The sequence below is a fragment of the Enterobacter sp. BNK-22 genome, assembly GCF_048684805.1.
Lineage (GTDB): Bacteria > Pseudomonadota > Gammaproteobacteria > Enterobacterales > Enterobacteriaceae > Enterobacter > Enterobacter quasiroggenkampii.
On record NZ_JBLQTT010000001.1, the window covers coordinates 1,685,097 to 1,703,484 of the forward strand.

Here is an 18,388-nt window from a genome sequence, read left to right on the forward strand (position 1 = left end):
GTGCCCGGCGGCGGTTAGCGCCTGCCGGGCCTACAAAATGCAAGTTGGCAAATGCAGTACGGGGGGTATATGACCTGGTTTATTGACCGGCGTCTTAACGGCAAAAACAAGAGCACGGTGAACCGCCAGCGCTTCTTGCGTCGTTATAAAGCGCAAATTAAACAGTCTATCTCCGAGGCCATCAACAAACGCTCGGTGACCGACGTCGACAGCGGCGAGTCTGTCTCCATCCCCACCGATGACATCAGCGAACCGATGTTTCATCAGGGGCGAGGCGGCCTGCGCCATCGCGTACACCCAGGTAATGACCACTTCGTTCAGAACGACAGAATTGAGCGCCCTCAGGGCGGCGGCGGTGGTTCAGGAAGCGGTCAGGGACAGGCCAGCCAGGACGGTGAAGGCCAGGACGAATTTGTCTTCCAGATTTCGAAAGATGAATATCTCGACCTGCTGTTCGAAGACCTGGCGCTGCCGAATCTGAAAAAGAATCAGCATCGTCAGCTTAATGAATATAAAACCCACCGCGCGGGTTATACCGCCAACGGCGTGCCCGCCAACATCAGCGTCGTGCGTTCGTTGCAGAATTCGCTGGCGCGACGCACGGCCATGACGGCAGGCAAACGTCGCGAACTGCGCGAGCTGGAGAGTAGCCTGAAGGTGGTGGAAAACACGGAACCGGCGCAACTGCTGGAAGAGGAGCGCCTGCGTAAAGAGATTGCAGAGCTGAGGGCGAAGATCGAACGGGTACCGTTTATCGACACCTTCGACCTGCGCTACAAGAACTACGAAAAACGCCCTGAGCCCTCCAGCCAGGCGGTGATGTTCTGTCTGATGGACGTGTCCGGCTCGATGGATCAGGCCACCAAAGATATGGCGAAGCGTTTTTATATCCTGCTCTATCTGTTCCTGAGCAGAACCTATAAGAACGTGGAGGTAGTCTATATCCGCCACCACACCCAGGCGAAGGAGGTGGATGAACATGAGTTCTTCTACTCGCAGGAGACCGGGGGCACCATCGTCTCGAGCGCGCTGAAGCTGATGGATGAAGTGGTCAAAGAGCGCTACGACCCGGCGCAGTGGAATATTTATGCCGCGCAGGCGTCGGATGGCGATAACTGGGCCGACGACTCGCCGCTGTGTCACGAGATCCTGGCGAAGAAAATTCTGCCGGTCGTGCGTTACTACAGCTATATCGAAATCACCCGTCGCGCGCACCAGACCCTGTGGCGGGAGTATGAGCATCTGCAGGCGATGTTCGATAATTTCGCCATGCAGCATATCCGTGACCAGGATGACATTTATCCGGTGTTCAGGGAGCTGTTCCACAAGCAGTCTGCTACCAGCAACGCATAAACCCACAGCCAGCGAACCCGCTGGCTGTTTTCTTTCGACCCCGTTCATCCCGTGCTAATGTAGAAGGCTGCATACTGGATTATCACCGGGAAAATCGTTATGACTGACGACGTTATTGGAACAGGAACCCACCAGCAGCTCATTACCTTACTTACCGAGCAGGGCGCGCGTTTTCGTGTCATGGAGCATGAGGCGGTCGGGAAATGTGAAGCGGTAAGTGAAATTCGCGGAACCGATCTGCGGCAAGGCGCCAAAGCCCTGGTCTGCAAGGTGAAGGGAAACGGCGTGAAAAAACACGTTCTGGCGATTCTGGCCGCCGACCTGCAGGCTGACCTGAGCCAGCTTGCCAGCCATTTTGGCGGGCTAAAGGCCTCCCTCGCCAGCCCGGCCGAAGTCGATGCCCTGACCGCTTGCGTTTTCGGCGCTATCCCGCCCTTTAGCTTTCATCCTGATCTGGCACTGGTTGCCGACCCGCTGCTGTTCGAGCGCTTTGACGAAATCGCGTTTAACGCCGGCCTGCTGGAGAAATCCGTGATTATGGATACCCAGGATTACCTGCGCATCGCCCGTCCTGAGCTGGTCACCTTCCATAAAGCGTAACTGCGATGGCTGACGCCCTGTCAGCCTTTTCGTTCCAGAAACAGAACGGAGGCAACGAGAATAACGGCAATAGCGAAAAACGATGAGGAGATAATCAGCGTTTCCACAAACATGTGATCGTTCATGATGGCGACCCCTTTTGCGATATCTGCTTTCGTTTTAATCCGCGTAAATGACAAGGTTATGACAACGACAAAATCTTTTTAACCCTGTTCTCTGCCGCGTTTGCGCGTACAGTAAACAGAACAATTTTTCTGGCAAGGATTCCCTATGTTTGACCCTACTCTGCTCATTCTTCTGGCTCTCGCCGCGCTCGGCTTTATCAGCCATAACACTACCGTCGCCATCTCGATTCTGGTGCTGATTATTGTGCGCGTGACCCCGTTAAATACCTTTTTCCCGTGGATAGAAAAACAAGGCCTCACCATCGGGATTATCATCTTAACCATTGGGGTGATGGCGCCGATTGCCAGCGGTACCCTTCCCGCCTCAACGCTGCTGCACTCGTTTGTAAACTGGAAATCGCTGGTGGCGATCGCGGTGGGGATTTTTGTGTCGTGGCTGGGCGGTCGCGGCGTCACGCTGATGAGCAGCCAGCCCTCGCTGGTGGCGGGTCTGCTGGTGGGCACCGTGCTGGGCGTGGCGCTCTTTCGCGGCGTGCCGGTCGGCCCGCTGATTGCGGCTGGCCTTGTCTCGCTGTTTATTGGGAAGTCGTAGTCAGGCTGGCCATATAACGCGCTGGCGTCTGGCCCAGCCCCTTCCTGAACATGGTGATAAACGCGGTGGTCGAGTCATAGCCCAGTGACTGAGCCACCTGCTGCACCGATTTCCCGCTTATTAAATGCTGTAACGCCACAATCAGCTGCAGCTGGTGGCGCCAGCGACGAAAGCTTAAGCCGGTCTCTTTCACCACCAGCCGCGCCAGATTGCGCTCGCTCATGGCGAAGTGGCTCGCCCACTGCGTTAGCGTCTGCCAGGCGGCGGGCTCTTCCGCCATCTTCTCGCTCATCAGCCTGATTTTGGGATGGGGCGACACGGGCAGCTGCAGATGCTCCTGACGCTGGAGCGGCAGCTCGTCAAACAGCACGTCCACCAGGCGCGACGTGGTCGCAAGAGAGAGCTGCTCACGCGATTTTTCCGCCAGCGATAAAATCAGCTCCCGCACCAGAGGGGAGATTTTCAGGGTACAGCAGCGCTCGGGCAGGCTGACGGCCCCCGGCTCAATAAACAAAAAGCAGAGCTGCGCGCCCGGCGTGGCCCTGTTGCTGTGCGGCATCTGACCGGGGATCCAGACGGCATACTGAGGCGGCACCATCAGCATCGCATTTTCCACTTCACAGGTGATTGCGCCGCCGAGAGCCAGAATCAGCTGCCCCTTACGGTGATGATGCCGGGGAATATATTGTTCCTCCGCCACCACCTGAATGCGAAATGCGACGGCCGCATCGTGCTGGCTATCTGGATCGTAGCCTTCCAGTCCCAGACCAATCATCAGTTTGTCCGATATTAGCGATAAACTGTCATTTTAGCCTGATTTCAACCGCTGAGAAAATCGGTATTGTGTCCGCTCGCTTGAACGTATGAGAACATAATGACTACTGCTATTCGCACCTCAGGAAAACACGGCGCGCTGTTGATTGCAGGCATCCTGATGATTGCCACTACGCTTCGCGTCACCTTCACCGGCGCAGCGCCGCTGCTTGATACCATTCGTCTTGATTATGGCTTAAGCACGGCACAAACCGGTCTGCTGACCACCCTGCCCCTGCTGGCTTTCGCCCTCGTCTCGCCGCTCGCCGCAGGCGTTGCCCGGCGTATCGGCATGGAGCGCAGCCTGTTTATTGCCCTGCTGCTGATTTGCGCCGGGATTGCCGTTCGCTCGCTGCCCTCCGCCGCTTTGCTTTTCACCGGAACGGCGATCGTCGGGTGCGGTATTGCGCTCGGGAACGTGCTGTTACCCGGATTAATTAAGCGTGATTTTCCAGGCCAGGTGGCGAAGCTCACCGGCGCCTATTCCCTGACGATGGGCGTCTCGGCGGCGTTTGGCTCAGCGATGATCGTTCCCCTAGCACAAGGGAGTGCGGGCTGGCATGGCGCGCTGCTGATGCTGATGGCGTTTCCGCTGGTCGCATTGCTGCTCTGGCTGCCGCAGTGGCGTCAGAAACACGTCGCAACGGTAACGGGCGCAGGCGCGCTGCATAACCGCGCGATCTGGCGCTCGGCCCTCGCCTGGCAGGTCACGCTCTTTTTGGGGATAAACTCGCTGATTTACTACGTCATCATCGGCTGGCTGCCGGCGATACTGCTGAGCCACGGCTACAGCGAAGCGCAGGCTGGCTCGGTGCACGGTCTGTTGCAGCTGGCCACAGCCGTGCCGGGACTCGCCGTTCCGCTGATCCTCCACCGTCTGAAAGACCAGCGGGCGATCGCAGGCGCGGTGGCGCTGATGTGCGCGATAAGCGCGGCGGGATTATGGTTTATGCCGGGCATGGCGGTGATGTGGACGCTGGTGTTTGGCTTTGGCACAGGGGCAACAATGATCCTCGGCCTGACGTTTATCGGTCTGCGCGCCAGCACTGCACACCAGGCGGCGGCGTTGTCCGGCATGGCGCAGTCGATTGGCTATCTGCTCGCCGCCTGCGGCCCTCCGCTAATGGGGAAAATTCACGATAGCGCGGGAGACTGGCGGATCCCGCTCTTGGGCTGCGCGCTGGCCGCCGTGATAATGGCCCTCTGCGGCATCTTAGCCGGGCGAGACCGGGAGATCGCGCCCCGTTAAACAGTGTGGCAGACCCTCGGGTCTGCCTTTTTTATCCGCGCGCCGCGCGCAGCATCGCCTGTACCAGCACGACCGGACGTCCTTCCAGCGCAGCACGCTCGTGCTGGAATAAGGTGATCACGAAGAACGGGTGCGTGACCAGTTCCGCGGCACGGATTTCACCCTGATCGTCCCAGCCCGTCACATGCATATCTCCGTTTTCGAGCGCCTGTGCAAACGCTGGAGACACGCCATAGTTACAGTGATATCCCTCTTCAATTTCCGGCTTGCCGTACGCTTTGGCGATCAGCGTATTCCTGCGCAGTTCAATGGCATCGGTTTTTTCCACCAGCGAGCAGGTCAGCGGCGCAATCACCATGGTGCCTTCGGTATCCGTCTCAGCGTGTGCCGCATCAGCCCAGCCCAGCACGTTACGGGCATACTCAATCAGCGCATGCTGGAACCCGCCGCAGGTGCCCAGGAACGGGATGCTGTTTTCACGGGCGTAGCGCGCGGCAATAAAAGCGGCCTCGGTGTTTTTGTAGGGGCTGGCAGGAACCAGCCAGATGGCATCGTAGCCCACCAGATCTTCAGAGCTTGTCAGCTCCGTCGTGGCCAGCCAGTCGTAATCGGCGGTGAGGTCAAGCACTGCGGCGGCGTCGTCAATGGCCAGCGGGATCGCCTGATGCGCAATAACATTGGGATTGTAATCGCCAACCAGCGCAATGCGCAGCGTCGTTTTAACCGGGAGGTGTTCCATGAAAGGTTCCTTATGCCAGAGTATTATCAGATAACATAAGGAACCTCAGACTACCGATCTTTTGCAATTATCACAATACCTTAAATTGGGAGGGTGAAATCATGATTCAGTGCAAACGGGTCTACGAACATGCAAGCTCTGACGACGGCTATCGGGTACTGGTAGACAGGCTGTGGCCGCGCGGCGTTAAGAAAACGGACCTCGTGTATGACGAATGGTGTAAAGCGCTCGCGCCCTCAACGGAACTACGCAAGGCCTTTCATAGCGAAACGATTGATTTCACTGCCTTCAGCCAGGCCTATCGGGAAGAGCTGGCGCAGCAGGCTGACGAGGGCGCGCGTCTGGCGACGCTGGCGCGCAGGCAGACCGTCACCCTGCTCTTTGCTGCCAAAAACACGGAGCAAAATCACGCCCTGGTCTTAGCCGACTGGCTGCGCCATCTGTGATCAGCCGATCGTCAGTTCATCCAGAATTTGCGGCGCTTCATCCGGGGTGAGCGGCATCAGATGTTCGGCGCGGACAAACGCAAAGCCGTGCTGATTATCGAAGGCGTAGACATCACCCGTCACCAGCCAAAGTGCGCGATCTGCGGTAGTGGGTAATTGCGTCATCACGCCGTTGACCGGGTTAACGAAGCGCAGGCCAGGCTGGCAAAGGCCAAACAGCTCAACAGATTTACCAATATTGCGACGGCCTGACGCCGTGCGGGCACCCACGATCATCGCCATGCTGCCCGGTTTTAACTGAAACATACTTCTCTCGCGGAAACGAACGCCAGATACTGGCTAAGATTAATCCTAAAGAGAAGTGTATCGCAGGCGGTATCCGTCTGTCACCTGGTGGGTTGCGGATGATCGCGACGATAGAGCGTCCATTCATCGATCACTTCCCCGCCCGGTAATTTGCACTCGGTGCGAACGCCCTGCGGGCTTTGAACCGGGATCTGTTCCCCACCTTTCTCCAGGCAGTAGACGGAGGCCGGGTTGGCCATACCGATAACGTGCGGCGGTTTCGGCGCATCGGGTGGCGTGGTTTTTGCGGTGCAGGCGGCCAGGGGAAGCGCCAGCGCCAGCGTCAGAAGCAGAAATCTCATCTCATTGATCCTTTTGACGTCATTACACCCTAAGGGTAACGGGTCATCGTCGCGTTCTCCATGATTTCTCCATTTTAACTGCACTTTTCAGCACTATAGTGTGGCATGTTCTCGATATGACCAGAGAACATCATTCCGTAATCAAGATGTCTTTGCCCCGGTCTCAACAACGGGGCTTTTTTTCTCACCTGCTCCCCGCTTCCTGCATATATTAAATTTTCTGTATTCATGTTTTACTATGCCTGAAGCCTAAAAACTCAGCATAACATGCAGATGCAGACGTCTTCTGCCTGGGAGTCATTCTACGTCATGTCGGACCTTATCCTCGCTCGCGTTTCAGAAACCCTTGCCACCGAGCAATCCCTTGAAAGCCTCGTTCGCCAGCTGCTGGAGATGCTGGAAATTGTCACCGACATGGAGTCGACCTACCTGACGAAGGTGGATATCGAGGCGCGGCTGCAGCACATCCTCTACGCCCGCAACAGCAAACAGATGACGATCCCGGAGGGGCTGAGCGTCCCATGGGATGAGACGCTGTGCAAACGCGCGCTGGATAGTGACACGATGTTCAGCAATGACGTGCCTGAACGTTGGCCCGAGTGTGAAGCCGCAAAAGCACTTGGCATTACCACCTACATGAGTATTCCTGTCCATCTTGCCGATGGTTCACTTTACGGAACGCTCTGCGCCACCAGCACGGCCAGAAAGCCGCTGAGCGAGCGCGCTGAACAGGTGCTGAAGCTCTTCGCCGGGCTGATTGCCCAGTCCATTCAGAAAGAGTCGCTGGTGACCCAGCTTCGCGAAGCCAATGCGGCCCTCATCGCGCACTCTTATACGGATGCCCTTACCGGTTTACCCAACCGTCGCGCCATTTTTGAAGATCTGACTACCCTCTTTTCTCTGGCCCGGCACCTGAAGCGTAACGCCATCATCGCGTTTATCGATCTGGATGATTTCAAGCTGATTAACGATCGTTACGGCCACGAGGCTGGCGACCAGTTCCTGATAGAAGTGGGCAAGCGTTTGACCGAAGAGAAACAGCAGGACGATATTATCGGTCGTCTGGGCGGGGATGAATTTCTGGTCGCGTCGCTGAGCCAGCCCCACCAGGACGGGGATAACGCGCAGCTTACGCTGCTCAAAACGCGCCTCAGCGCCTGCATCGCCGGCGAATACTGGCTCGGCAGCGTTCATATTATTTATCCGGGCGCCAGCTTCGGCGTGATCGAAGTGGACCCTGCCGCAACCGATCCTGACAGCGCGTTACGCGCTGCGGATGTGGCGATGTATCAGGATAAAAAAGGAAAAAGCAAAACACGCTTTCTCACTATGGATTAACCCCGTACACTCTACGGCGTTACAGAAACCGAAACAGGTGATGGTATGAGAATAGGGATCCTCTTCCCGGTCGTTATTTTTATAACGGCAGTGGTTTTTTTAGCGTGGTTTTTTGTTGGCGGCTACGCGGCGCCGGGGGCATAAATGCGGAAGACAACCGTCATTATGCTGATCGTTGCCATTGCAGCGTTTGCCGGCACGCAGCTTGGCTGGTGGTAAACCCAATACGTAAAAAGGCCGCCATCTGGCAGCCTTTTTCAACGCTTTCAGAACTTAGCTTTTGATCTTTCTGTAGATAAACAGAACAACCAGCGCACCGATCACCGCGACGGCGAAACTGCCGAAGTTAAAGCCATCGACCTTGCCAAAACCGAACAGCGTACTGATCCAGCCGCCGACTACCGCGCCGACAATACCCAGTATTACGGTGACGATAAACCCACCGCCATCTTTGCCCGGCATGATCCACTTCGCCAGAATACCCGCAATAAGCCCAAAGATAATCCAGGATAAAATTCCCATAACTTTCCTCTCTGTATGGTTTTTGTCATTAAATCAACGACACAAAAAAGAATAGCACAGGATTCCAGAAAGGAAATTTGTGATAAGCATCACAGTGAGAGAGTGCGTCATTTTTCATCAACAAAAAGAACGGGCCACATAAACTGTGGGGTTGCAACTTTTGTTGAGAAAGATTATCTTTCTCAACACTGAATAGTTGAGAGAAACACTCAGGTATTCAGTACGACATTGCTCACATTGCTTCCAGTATTTCTTGCCCACTCCTGAGTGGGCTTTTTTTTAGCTCATACCCCAACAAACGCGTACCGGTTACGTCCCGCGCGTTTCGCCTGATAGAGGGCCTGGTCTGCGGCAATAATGATATTTTGCTGGCTGCCCGCGATGTCGACGGCACGGGCGGTAGAAATCCCGACGCTTACCGTCACCCGACCGAAGGGGCTAAAGGCATGGGCGATTTGCAGCGAGAACACATTGCGAATAATCGTCTGGGCCAGACGAAGCGCCTCCTGAATATCCGTATCCGGCAATATCAGCGCAAACTCCTCTCCGCCGTATCGTGCCACAAGCTGATTATCACGGGTAAGGCTCTCCCTGAGGCTGTTTCCAAGCATAGCCAGACACCGATCCCCTTCCGGATGGCCGTAGTTATCGTTGTATTTTTTGAAGTAGTCCACGTCCACGATCAGTATCGAAATCGGGGCGTCATGCGCGGCACACAGAGCGATGTCCGAGAGGATTTTTTCATCAAAGACGCGGCGATTGTACAGCCCGGTCAACGCATCTTCTGAGGCAATAATCTTCAGCGCTTTGTTATCCCGTGTTTTACGGGACAGGTCGGAATAGAGGAAGTATGACGCGACGATGAGTATCGCCGTGAACACGAAAATGAGTACCGCCAGCTGAATCGCCTGTTTGCGCCAGGGGGCAAGGGCTTCATCAATGCTAACCGCCACGGTGGTGACCAGTCCGTAGCGTCTGTTTTTCTCATAGGCATAAATGCGCTCGATTTTATCAAACCGTGAGATGGAGCTGGCTATCCCCGTATTTTGTACCTTGAGATATTTCCTGAAGAGCGGTGAATCAGAAACAATCGTGCCGATATAGGTATTTTTAAAGGGATACCGGACCAGCAACACGCCTGATTGCGTCGTTAAGCCGATGACGCCCGAGTGACCGATATTAATCTGCCCGTAGAGCGCCAGAAAATTTTCGATACCCAGCGTCACCACCACCACACCGTTAAATGCCCCGGTCTGGGTTTCAAGGCGACGGCTGATGGTGATAACCCATTTGCCATTGGTTCTGCTTACCACCGGCTCCCCAATAAAAATCGCCTGATTTTTATTTTCTTTGTGATAGATAAAAAACTCTCTGTCCGAGCCTTTGCGTGGCCCCGTAAAACTTTCATGCAGCGCGGTAAAGATATCGCCCTGAGCATTGTAAACAACCACATTATTAATCTGGGTAAGAAGGTTATCCTGATTATTGATCATGTGCTGAATATTAGTCGCCTGCTGCGGGGTCATGCCATAAATTTCGATTATGTCGGAAACGGTAGTAATTAACATTTCACTCTGGCGCATGATCCCTTCGGTATACACATCAAGGGTATGGCTCAGGTTAGCGACGCTGGTATTAATTTGCTGGATTGACTGCTGTCTGGACGTGGCAATTTGGACAGCAAGCGCCAGCGAGATGATCAATGAGACAATGATGACGGTAATGGTTGTTGTGTAAAAAGTATTTTTCACATGCACGAGCTTTTCCACCTTATCACGCCTGATATCCCTGGCTGACAACTCTTGTCACTGTAACAAAGCTCAGGATAAGAGGAAAATGAATTGCACTTAAGCATACAACAGAAGATCTGTCTTTATTTTGTTTTTCACCGCCTGGTAACCAGCGCTATTCCTGACGCTCAGCAACGCCCGCGTTTTACACCATCACGGTCTCCCTGGGCTTAGATAAAATGACTTTAATAAAATCGATATAGGAGACGGGTTTACCAAAATAATAACCCTGCAGCAGGGTAATCTCATTACGGTTGAGATACTCCAGCTGCTCTTTCGTTTCTACGCCTTCGGCCACGATCCGCAACGAAAGTTTTTTCGCCAGGTCAATAACGCAGTCCAGCAGGATCGTTGAGTCCTTCTCCTCTGATACCCGGTTAACAAAGCTTTTATCAATTTTAATATAATCTATGGCAAGCGCATTGAGACATGACAGCCCGGAATAGCCTGTACCAAAATCATCCAGTGCTATGACAAAACCGGCGTTATGCAGCGCATTGAGGTTTTCCACCAGATGAGGATTATCGATCAACGGTTCACGTTCGGTCACCTCAAGAACCAGCTTCACGGCTTTACCCTGAAACCCCTTGCCGAAGATTCGGCAGTCACCGATGAAAGAAGGGGCATTGATGTGTCTGGCGCTGATGTTCACCCCGATATGGAACCCGTCCGGCAGCTTAGGCAGGAGCGGCTTAAGCTGTGTGACCACTTTCGCCATCAAGCCTTTGGTCAGCGGAATAATCAACCCGCTACGTTCAGCTATCGGGATAAAAACGTCCGGCGGGATAAAGCCTGACTTGGGATGCTTCCACCTAGCCAGGACTTCAACACCGTATAACCCGCCGGTATCGCCGTTCACGATCGGCTGGTAATAAGGCACGATCTCTCCCTGCAAAATGGCCTTACGCAAATCGTCTTCAAAGGTGGTACTTTTCCCCTTGTAGCGGCGGATCAAAATGCCCACCGCCACGGATAGCGCGAGAATCAGCAGAATCAGGCTCCATCCCTGTTGCAGTAGCCGCGTCAGGCTAAAAAAGGCAGGCGGTTGCCAGGCCAGACTGAAGGGGAAGTGCGAAGAGGTCGTCAGTGACCCCGCCCACGAGGCCGCTTTCCAGCCGGTCACCTCACCGTTGCGCGTAAACATCCTGTCGCCGACAACCAACCCCAGGTTAACGCTGTTTGATGCGTTTGCGATGACGTCCTGCAAATGCGCATCACTGACGCTGACGATGACGCGCCCTCCCGCAATGGGCATCTGGAAGACAAGCACCGGGATGCCATTCACCAGTCGATTACCGGGTAGCAGCATTAATTTTTGTTCAGGTAACGTCTCCGGATGCACAATCAAAACGCCATTCCCGGGAAGGGATGTACAGATGATTTGCCCCTGCTGCTGGATCATGATGGCGCGCAGATGCGGTTTTAGCGCGGCTTCTGTCCCCAGCGCCAGCTGTCCGCTGCTGCTACACCCCTGCTCCGCAACGCGCTTCGCCGTGCTGGCCGCACTGACGGCTTCCGACAGAATGCTTTCTATTTTCTGGGTGCTTACCGTGGCGGTATGAACGTTATTCATTTTCGCCATCTGCCATAACTGCCAGTTAATAATCAGTATGCCGATCAGAAAAAGAAACAAGGCACTGAGAACAGGGATCAACACGTTACGCACGATGTTTTCCTTAATAGAATAAACAAGCATGGAGGATCGGAAAGAAGAACCCGTGTTTTAACCGGCGTTACTAATCACAATGAAAATAGCTTAGCTGAGAATTATCTTAAAAAACTGATGCTTTCGTATGAGTTCACCCGCTCAAATTTGCTCACCCGACGTGACTATCAGGCTTGTGCCTTGCCCTGGCTGTGTTAAGCTTTGTGAAATCAGGGAGCGGACAGGATAACTGGAAAATGAAAAAGCGCATTGCCGTTGCGATCGTTTCAACGCTTCTGGTCATCCTGTCTCTTTATGCGGTCAACGTGGTTATCATCGGCCAGCAAAAAACCAAACAGTTTGAAATATCCCAAACCCTTTTACATTATTCAGAAGATCTGTCCCAAAGCGTGGCGCTGGGCCTCAAAAGCATAACGACGCAGGGATGTGATAGAGCCAGCCTTGATAGCTACAGGCAAATAAAGCTTAATAACCTCTATTTCAGCGATATCGGTTTTATCGAAAAGGGAAAAATTGTCTGTACCGCTTTTTGGGGTAAACTCGCGACGCCCGTTCCACTTCCTGCGGAACTGCATAAAACGCCGAGAGGTTTTCTCCTGGCGCAGTTTTCCAGAAAAGACTTTTTCACCGGCAATGCGGCCATTTATAATAATATAATTATCTTCACCTCCCGCTATGCTTACGATAAATTTACCCCGGTTACCGCAAGCTATTCTCTGAGCGCCACCACGAAGGACTTTGGCAGGATCTTTTTTTCAGCCGCCCCTGAGCTGAAGCCGCGGAGCTGGCTGCATGCGACATTGTTCACCCTGACCATTACACAGTGCAGCGCCTCGTGGGATTTATGCGTGATTGTAAAACACCACGATGCGGGACTGGCCTCGCTCCCCCCGTTTATCTTTACGTTTCTCGTGGTCATACTCTTTTTTATCTGGGTCGCGATAACGTTATTTATCTTCCGTCTCTATGAAGACCGTTTTTCGCTGGAACGCACGCTGATCAAAGCCGTGATAACGAATACCTTCAGCGTTAATTATCAGCCCATTATTCGTATTCGCGATCAAAAAATCGTGGGTGTCGAAGTTCTGTCGCGATGGCGCGATCAAAAGCACGGAGACGTCTCGCCGGAGCTGTTCATCCCATTAATTAAGAAAATCGGTCTGTATAAAAAATATTACAGCAATATTATCGGGAAGTCCCTTTCAGAAATTGCCCCGCTGGCGATTAAGCATCAGCTGATCGTTTCAATCAACGTTGGGCGAAAAGAAATTGAAGACGGACAGTTTATTAACATTTTGCGTCGCGAGTGCTTAGCCAATCGCCTCCCCCTTTCCCTGATGAAGGTCGAGCTTTCTGAGAAAGCCGTTTCCGCGGCGGGTATCCTCGAGGAGTTCTGTCAGGAACTGAAGTCGCTTGGCGTTAAAATTTCAATCGATGATTTTGGCGTGCAAAATTCAAATCTGGCCCGGCTGTCGCAGCTTGAATATGATGAAATTAAAATTGATAAGTCGCTGGTGGATGGCGTCAGCGAGCATTATAAGCAAAACATCTTTGTTATCTTCAGCGATGCCCTTGCGAAGTTGAATAAAACCCTTGTTTTCGAGGGCGTGGAAAATGAAATTCAATATCGCTTCATTGCGGACAGATATCCCGATGCCCTGATCCAGGGATGGTATTTTTCAAAAGCACTCACCCGGAGCGAACTGGCGAAGCGACTCACTGGCGTCGCCCCGTAATCAGAAGCCTGCCATGCACCTTTTTTTACGCTCAGGCGTTTCCATTTTTTCCGCCAAAACATATAGTCGTCATATTCAGACGGTAGATTACCCTGAAGCACACTCTTATTTTGGTTAAAAACGTGAAATTATCCTTAATTTTTCCAGTGGTACTGTTCTTTCTGATCGTTATTTTCGCGCTGTTTATTGATAAACCCGCTTCGCCTATTCTGCGGAAAAAATGCATGTGGTCCGATAGCGTGATGCTCAGCTGTATCGCAAAGCATCAGCATAACGGTTTCTAAGGCAGGCTATTCATTTCCCCACTGATTGAGGAAGTTCGCAACATCATCAATGCGACCCGCACGGATCCCGGCTTCAGTGGCCATCTCCTGCTGGGCTTCCTCGCTGATCTCCTCATTATTCGCTAAGCGGGTGAGCAGCAGCTGGAAATAGTGTGCCAGCGCGTCGCGCTCTGACTCAGCGACTTGCTCTGCGGCTTCCGTCGCGTACTCGTCGGCAATGTCATAATATTTCAGTGGGATGTCGTTGTGCATAACAGTCTCGTCTCAGGTCAATAAAGGTAACGTCACGAGTATATCGGAGGCGTTATCTCAACCAAAGCATTGCTTCAGAGGAGTAACGCAAGCAGCGCTGCAAGCGCGGGCATGGCCTGCACATACAAAATTTTACGGCTGGCGGTGGCTGCGCCAAAAAGTCCGGCGATCAGTACACAGGTCAGGAAGAAGATGGCTACCTGAATCCCCTTTTCGCCGAGCCAGAGGCTCCAGAGCAGACCGGCTGCCAGAAAACCGTTGTAGAGCCCCTGATTCGCGGCCAGCACGCGGGTGTCGCGCGCAAAATCAGGACGCAGATTAAAAGCCTTGTGCCCTGTTTTGGTATTCCACAGGAACATTTCCAGCACAAGAATGTAGAGATGGATGAGTACAACGACAGCGATAAGGACAGTGGCTAACATCGAGTTGTCTCCCGCAGGCAGAGGCAAAAAAAACGGGAACCCTCAGGCCCCCGCTCTTGTTTAACCCAGAATCTGGATTACATGTTCGCGATAATCGCGTCGCCAAACTCTGAACATTTCAGCAGCTTAGCGCCTTCCATCAGACGTTCGAAATCGTAAGTTACGGTTTTCGCGTTGATCGCGCCTTCCATACCTTTAACGATCAGGTCTGCGGCTTCGAACCATTCCATATGACGCAGCATTACATGGCCAACCCCATGTTAATCGATTGATTATATTAGATAAAAAAACAAAATAATCTAAATTTAACGCGTCAAAATGCAATCTTTAACCTATTGATTATCAAGACTATGCGTATCATTTTGGGGAAAGAGTTTGCTAGATAAACAATAGATTGCAAATTACTCGCTTTATCTCATATAAGCAATGAGTTAATTTGATTTTTATAATATCAGGGCAACTTTCCCGTTGTTTTAGGATAGCTTTGCATCTTCACGTTGAGTTTACTGCGCATTGCTTACCTTCGTGTATGCCGTTCCGTGTGCGAAAACCGGCTTATATTTGAGCACCTAGGCCATTAAAAGAGCAAGCCAACTCCAAAACATGATCTCACTAACATAGTCTACGCCCCACTTTCAGATTAATATTGTTAATATGTTACACTCATTTTTCTTATACTTGCGGAAAAAAGTTATGAGACTTTGCATATATTGTCGTGAACAAAAAGATGATAAGGAATTTTCTCTCGAGCATGTTGTACCACAGTTTCTGGGGGGTGCATATGCGCCTGACTTCCTAAAGACACGTGACGTATGTAAAAGCTGCAACAGCAATCTTGGTTTGTTTGTTGATGCATCTTTCGAGAAAAATTGGCTGGTTACTAACTGGCTACAAAAAGCGTCCTCCGCATTTTATGATAAGGATAATCCAAGTGGTGTTTCTCTCGTATGCATGGGTAACACTGAACTTTGTCCTCCGGACATGCCAGAGGGTCACGTTTGTGAAATGTGGTTGGGACCCCAGGGCGAACAAGTTTTTTTGATACGTCCACATGACGAGAGATTATCTTCTTACATGGGCGGAAATCCCAGAACTATGAAAAAAATTGAAACGCGGGCTTATTTCTTGTTTTCTGAAAATACGTCTCAGAATCCGATAAAAACATGGCTGTCATTTGAGCAAGCATTTCAAGGCCGTAAAGTCAAAAAAATTCTTTGCGGTGAGGTTGGTGGCGCAGATCCAGCCAGCATTGGATTTGTGCAAGCTGATGAGTTGGATAATGCACGCAAACAATTTTTCACCGCCAACACTGAAGGAGAACATGTTCGAAACGTTCAGACCCTGATGTACACAAAGTTTGATCAGCGTTTCATGTGTAAGCTTGCAATAGGCATTGCTTATTGTCTTTTTGGACATAAAGTGCTTGATTCAGAATATGGCAAAGAGTTACACAAAGGACTTTGGTATCGCGAAGGAAATGAAATGCCTAAAGTTCGTGGTACAACACTCTTCTCCCAGGATGCGGCTCAGGGCGTAAATGAAATTATCAGCTTTCCTAATGCGGTAACTCTTATGTTACTTTCAACGAAGGAAGGTGTTGCAGTTACTCTAAATATCAACTCGGAGTTAAATTGGACCGTTCTGTGTGCATCCAATGAAAGTCTAACATCAGATGATCTTGAAAAGATAGGAGAAGGGCAGATCCTGGTGCTCGTGCGCGCTCTTCAAACTGGCATTCACCTAGACTTACCTTCCTACCTCGCCTTTAAGCTTGGGGAAACCTCACACTCGGGACTGAAGAATATTTTAGTGCAAGCAGAGAGAAGCAAAATATAAATTTGGTTTAAATGTTCGGGGTATCCCCCCTCTGCAGACCAATGGTTGTAAATTACAGCGTTTGTCGTAAAGCGAATTTTGATATGGGGTACCAACATGGGGTGTCGGGGGTCGGAGGTTCAAATCCTCTCGTGCCGACCAAAAACACATTGAAAACCAGCCTTTTATGGCTGGTTTTTTGTTGCCGTAAAATTATTATGGTGAAATGATGGTGTAACCGTGCTTCAAATCGCCGGGCAATCATCGTTCGTAACCCAGTTAAGGCTATGTGTTAACACTCCAAACACCTCCACGTCATCCAGCGCGTCGCCTTCTATCGCTTCACCATCTTCAGTTATCAATGCCGCCCCGTATAGCTTTGCAAACTCGTTCCTGTTATCCATTCTTACCAAGAGTGTATCGCCCTGCTCTGGCCTCATGGCTACGTTAATGACAGCCCAGCCGCATGACGTTTCTATTACCCTGCAGTTCCCGTCTATTCCGCATAGCAGATCTATCGTTAACCGCTGTTCCTGATAATCCATTGCCGGTGAAGGAAATCCCATTAGAACACCCTCCCCATGTTACGCAGGATCCAGTATCGATTCTCGCTATCGTTTGTCGTCTTATCGGCGAAGTCAGGTTGGTATCGCTCAATCCATGCATTGGCGTCAGCCTGGCTGAAATGCCAGTTTCTTTCGCGTAGTTCAGCGATAAATTTATCTGTATTGAGGCAAAGATAACCCTTTGGATTCCTTTGGATGGAGGCCAAAAAAGCTGCATTGATATCAGGTTGTCGAGGCATGATTGTCGCTCTCACCACACAAATTACTGTATGCATATACAGTAGTATTTTTATTTGTACAGATCAAGTAAGCGAGAGGGATGGCTACCCTATTTTCATGTTCGCAATCTCCTCCGAAAGCTCATCAATCTGCTTCTTCATTCCCTTGATTGCACCATATGCATCAGCCAAAAGAGCAATTAGATCCAACCCATATTGCGAATCTTCAGAACCAGTAATGAGCATCGGATCAATCTCACCAACTTGTTGCGCGATAAATCCTCGATGAGTTTGATCTCCGCGCATTTCTTTATCTTTCCATTGATATTCAACAATGTTTTGCTTAATGACTCGCTCTAGACAGCTTTCATCAGTAATATCCCTAACCTTTTCTTTGAGGCGCTCATCTGATGTGTTCAGCTGAAACTGACCTAAATCTGAGGTATTGATATATAGGTGCGGGCCAGCCGCTGCTGTCCAGTAAATGGAAAATACATCTACGGTTGCATTAGAGTTTGCCCCTCCATGACAGGCTATTCCTGCCGGAGCATCAAGCCTAGCTCCAATAACCTGTAAACCTGCAGGTGATGTAACCACCGTTAGCTTTGAAAGTCTTGCATCATCCCCGGCAGCAACCGTACCTGAAGTTGTTCCAACGTCCCTAGTTGCGCTGTTTCCTAAACCAAGGTTTGTGCGAGCACCTGATGCGATTGTCGAACCGGTACCACCCTGAGCTACAGACAACGCTGTAGTGAGTCCGCTGAGCGAAGTTATGTCATTGTTTGCACCTTTTGCTGCCTTGCCTGCAAGGGATGTGGTAATGCTATTCCAGGCTGGCCCCGTCCACGTCGTTCCATCCGGAAGGGTTACCGTTACATTTCCGGTTCCAGAAAAAATGCTTTGCCAGTTCTGTTTGTCGTAATTCAGTCCACGCAGGGCTTCAGCACTTTGCGCCACCAGCGCGGCAGTGACCATGTTGAGTGCCACGCGGGGAACAGCTGACCAGGCCGCCCCGGATTGCGTTGGCCCGGTAAAGTTGCTGACCAGCGTAAGTTGCGCATTACTCTCAACCGATTTAACGGGCAGCGTATAATCAACGCCGCCCACAGTGGAGACAATAAAGTCACCTGCGGCGAGTTCTGTTGCGAATGAGGTTCCGGAGCCGCCAACAATAGCGGACCCGTTTGTCAGGGTGATAGTTCCTGCAGACATATG

The 18,388-nt window shown here is 51.7% G+C and carries 22 protein-coding genes and 1 pseudogene; 9 read left to right on the plus strand and 14 right to left on the minus strand.

Features of this window, described 5'->3' with window-relative positions; translation table 11 throughout:
* Positions 1 to 69: 69 nt before the first annotated feature.
* Together ACMGGE_RS07845 and ACMGGE_RS07850 are read left to right on the plus strand one after the other, a co-directional pair.
* On the plus strand, positions 70 to 1,353 hold the full coding sequence (locus tag ACMGGE_RS07845) for a YeaH/YhbH family protein (RefSeq protein ID WP_032651499.1): 1,284 nt from the start codon (positions 70 to 72) through the stop codon (positions 1,351 to 1,353).
* Between the two features lie 99 nt (positions 1,354 to 1,452).
* Positions 1,453 to 1,953 carry a YbaK/prolyl-tRNA synthetase associated domain-containing protein gene (locus ACMGGE_RS07850; RefSeq protein ID WP_008500735.1) on the plus strand — a complete coding sequence of 167 codons (501 nt, stop codon included), beginning with the start codon at positions 1,453 to 1,455 and terminating at the stop codon, positions 1,951 to 1,953.
* 20 nt (positions 1,954 to 1,973) lie between these two features.
* Here the strand turns inward: ACMGGE_RS07850 and yoaI are convergent, their stop codons facing one another.
* On the minus strand, positions 1,974 to 2,078 hold the full coding sequence (gene yoaI / locus ACMGGE_RS07855) for a small membrane protein YoaI (protein ID WP_010430055.1): 105 nt from the start codon (positions 2,076 to 2,078) through the stop codon (positions 1,974 to 1,976).
* Between the two features lie 145 nt (positions 2,079 to 2,223).
* On the opposite strand from yoaI, the gene ACMGGE_RS07860 reads away from it, so the two are divergent.
* A complete protein-coding gene (locus ACMGGE_RS07860) occupies positions 2,224 to 2,670 on the plus strand; it encodes a DUF441 domain-containing protein (protein ID WP_008500737.1) in 447 nt (148 codons plus the stop codon).
* On the opposite strand, the gene ACMGGE_RS07865 is transcribed toward ACMGGE_RS07860, so the two are convergent.
* Entirely contained in the window at positions 2,654 to 3,445 is a 792-nt protein-coding gene (locus tag ACMGGE_RS07865; protein ID WP_032674565.1) for an AraC family transcriptional regulator, read from the minus strand. The two genes, ACMGGE_RS07860 and ACMGGE_RS07865, sit on opposite strands and share 17 nt — an antisense overlap.
* Before the next feature lie 99 nt (positions 3,446 to 3,544).
* Here ACMGGE_RS07865 and ACMGGE_RS07870 point away from each other — a divergent pair, with 99 nt between their 5' ends.
* Positions 3,545 to 4,732 carry a CynX/NimT family MFS transporter gene (locus ACMGGE_RS07870; protein ID WP_048027504.1) on the plus strand — a complete coding sequence of 396 codons (1,188 nt, stop codon included), beginning with the start codon at positions 3,545 to 3,547 and terminating at the stop codon, positions 4,730 to 4,732.
* 31 nt (positions 4,733 to 4,763) lie between these two features.
* On the opposite strand, the gene ACMGGE_RS07875 is transcribed toward ACMGGE_RS07870, so the two are convergent.
* On the minus strand, positions 4,764 to 5,471 hold the full coding sequence (locus tag ACMGGE_RS07875; RefSeq protein ID WP_048222585.1) for a CTP synthase: 708 nt from the start codon (positions 5,469 to 5,471) through the stop codon (positions 4,764 to 4,766).
* A 101-nt stretch (positions 5,472 to 5,572) separates the two neighbouring features.
* On the opposite strand from ACMGGE_RS07875, the gene ACMGGE_RS07880 reads away from it, so the two are divergent.
* Entirely contained in the window at positions 5,573 to 5,917 is a 345-nt protein-coding gene (locus ACMGGE_RS07880) for a DUF488 domain-containing protein (protein WP_196346149.1), read from the plus strand.
* Here the strand turns inward: ACMGGE_RS07880 and ACMGGE_RS07885 are convergent, their stop codons facing one another.
* Complete coding sequence (locus ACMGGE_RS07885; RefSeq protein ID WP_045910231.1) at positions 5,918 to 6,223, minus strand: periplasmic protein; 306 nt, start codon at positions 6,221 to 6,223, stop codon at positions 5,918 to 5,920.
* An 80-nt stretch (positions 6,224 to 6,303) separates the two neighbouring features.
* Positions 6,304 to 6,564, minus strand: a complete 261-nt coding sequence (locus ACMGGE_RS07890; protein ID WP_420293614.1) for a DUF333 domain-containing protein — start codon at positions 6,562 to 6,564, stop codon at positions 6,304 to 6,306.
* A gap of 309 nt (positions 6,565 to 6,873) precedes the next feature.
* Between ACMGGE_RS07890 and ACMGGE_RS07895 the strand changes: the two genes are divergently transcribed.
* Entirely contained in the window at positions 6,874 to 7,902 is a 1,029-nt protein-coding gene (locus ACMGGE_RS07895) for a sensor domain-containing diguanylate cyclase (protein ID WP_032664129.1), read from the plus strand.
* Positions 7,903 to 7,947: 45 nt separating this feature from the next.
* Positions 7,948 to 8,046: a YoaK family small membrane protein gene (locus ACMGGE_RS07900; RefSeq protein ID WP_014883431.1), complete on the plus strand. Its 99-nt coding sequence runs from the start codon at positions 7,948 to 7,950 to the stop codon at positions 8,044 to 8,046.
* A gap of 129 nt (positions 8,047 to 8,175) precedes the next feature.
* Here ACMGGE_RS07900 and ACMGGE_RS07905 read toward each other — a convergent pair whose 3' ends face one another.
* From ACMGGE_RS07905 to ACMGGE_RS07915, 3 genes are all read right to left on the minus strand, one after another.
* Entirely contained in the window at positions 8,176 to 8,424 is a 249-nt protein-coding gene (locus ACMGGE_RS07905; RefSeq protein WP_008500746.1) for a GlsB/YeaQ/YmgE family stress response membrane protein, read from the minus strand.
* Positions 8,425 to 8,708: 284 nt separating this feature from the next.
* Entirely contained in the window at positions 8,709 to 10,193 is a 1,485-nt protein-coding gene (locus ACMGGE_RS07910; RefSeq protein ID WP_374758943.1) for a sensor domain-containing diguanylate cyclase, read from the minus strand.
* Between the two features lie 166 nt (positions 10,194 to 10,359).
* Positions 10,360 to 11,880 (minus strand): EAL domain-containing protein, encoded by a 1,521-nt coding sequence (locus ACMGGE_RS07915; RefSeq protein WP_343665848.1) that lies wholly within the window; start codon positions 11,878 to 11,880, stop codon positions 10,360 to 10,362.
* A 236-nt stretch (positions 11,881 to 12,116) separates the two neighbouring features.
* Between ACMGGE_RS07915 and ACMGGE_RS07920 the strand changes: the two genes are divergently transcribed.
* A complete protein-coding gene (locus ACMGGE_RS07920) occupies positions 12,117 to 13,616 on the plus strand; it encodes an EAL domain-containing protein (RefSeq protein WP_420293615.1) in 1,500 nt (499 codons plus the stop codon).
* 290 nt (positions 13,617 to 13,906) lie between these two features.
* Here the strand turns inward: ACMGGE_RS07920 and ACMGGE_RS07925 are convergent, their stop codons facing one another.
* The 3 genes and pseudogenes from ACMGGE_RS07925 to ACMGGE_RS07935 form a co-directional block, all read right to left on the minus strand.
* Positions 13,907 to 14,152 (minus strand): DUF2543 family protein, encoded by a 246-nt coding sequence (locus tag ACMGGE_RS07925; RefSeq protein ID WP_025911748.1) that lies wholly within the window; start codon positions 14,150 to 14,152, stop codon positions 13,907 to 13,909.
* A gap of 74 nt (positions 14,153 to 14,226) precedes the next feature.
* Positions 14,227 to 14,574: a DUF1304 domain-containing protein gene (locus tag ACMGGE_RS07930; protein WP_325818617.1), complete on the minus strand. Its 348-nt coding sequence runs from the start codon at positions 14,572 to 14,574 to the stop codon at positions 14,227 to 14,229.
* Between the two features lie 77 nt (positions 14,575 to 14,651).
* Positions 14,652 to 14,819 (minus strand): annotated as a pseudogene (locus tag ACMGGE_RS07935) (isocitrate/isopropylmalate family dehydrogenase); the annotation flags it as partial.
* Between the two features lie 448 nt (positions 14,820 to 15,267).
* Between ACMGGE_RS07935 and ACMGGE_RS07940 the strand changes: the two are divergent.
* Complete coding sequence (locus tag ACMGGE_RS07940) at positions 15,268 to 16,410, plus strand: HNH endonuclease (RefSeq protein ID WP_420293616.1); 1,143 nt, start codon at positions 15,268 to 15,270, stop codon at positions 16,408 to 16,410.
* Positions 16,411 to 16,634: 224 nt separating this feature from the next.
* Here ACMGGE_RS07940 and ACMGGE_RS07945 read toward each other — a convergent pair whose 3' ends face one another.
* From ACMGGE_RS07945 to ACMGGE_RS07955, 3 genes are all read right to left on the minus strand, one after another.
* Positions 16,635 to 16,955: a hypothetical protein gene (locus ACMGGE_RS07945; RefSeq protein ID WP_420293617.1), complete on the minus strand. Its 321-nt coding sequence runs from the start codon at positions 16,953 to 16,955 to the stop codon at positions 16,635 to 16,637.
* Positions 16,955 to 17,194, minus strand: coding sequence for a hypothetical protein (locus ACMGGE_RS07950; protein ID WP_334762373.1), 240 nt, complete (start codon positions 17,192 to 17,194; stop codon positions 16,955 to 16,957). Before ACMGGE_RS07950 ends, ACMGGE_RS07945 begins: the two co-directional genes overlap by 1 nt.
* Before the next feature lie 84 nt (positions 17,195 to 17,278).
* Positions 17,279 to 18,385, minus strand: coding sequence for a tail fiber domain-containing protein (locus tag ACMGGE_RS07955; protein WP_420293618.1), 1,107 nt, complete (start codon positions 18,383 to 18,385; stop codon positions 17,279 to 17,281).
* Positions 18,386 to 18,388 lie beyond the last annotated feature (3 nt).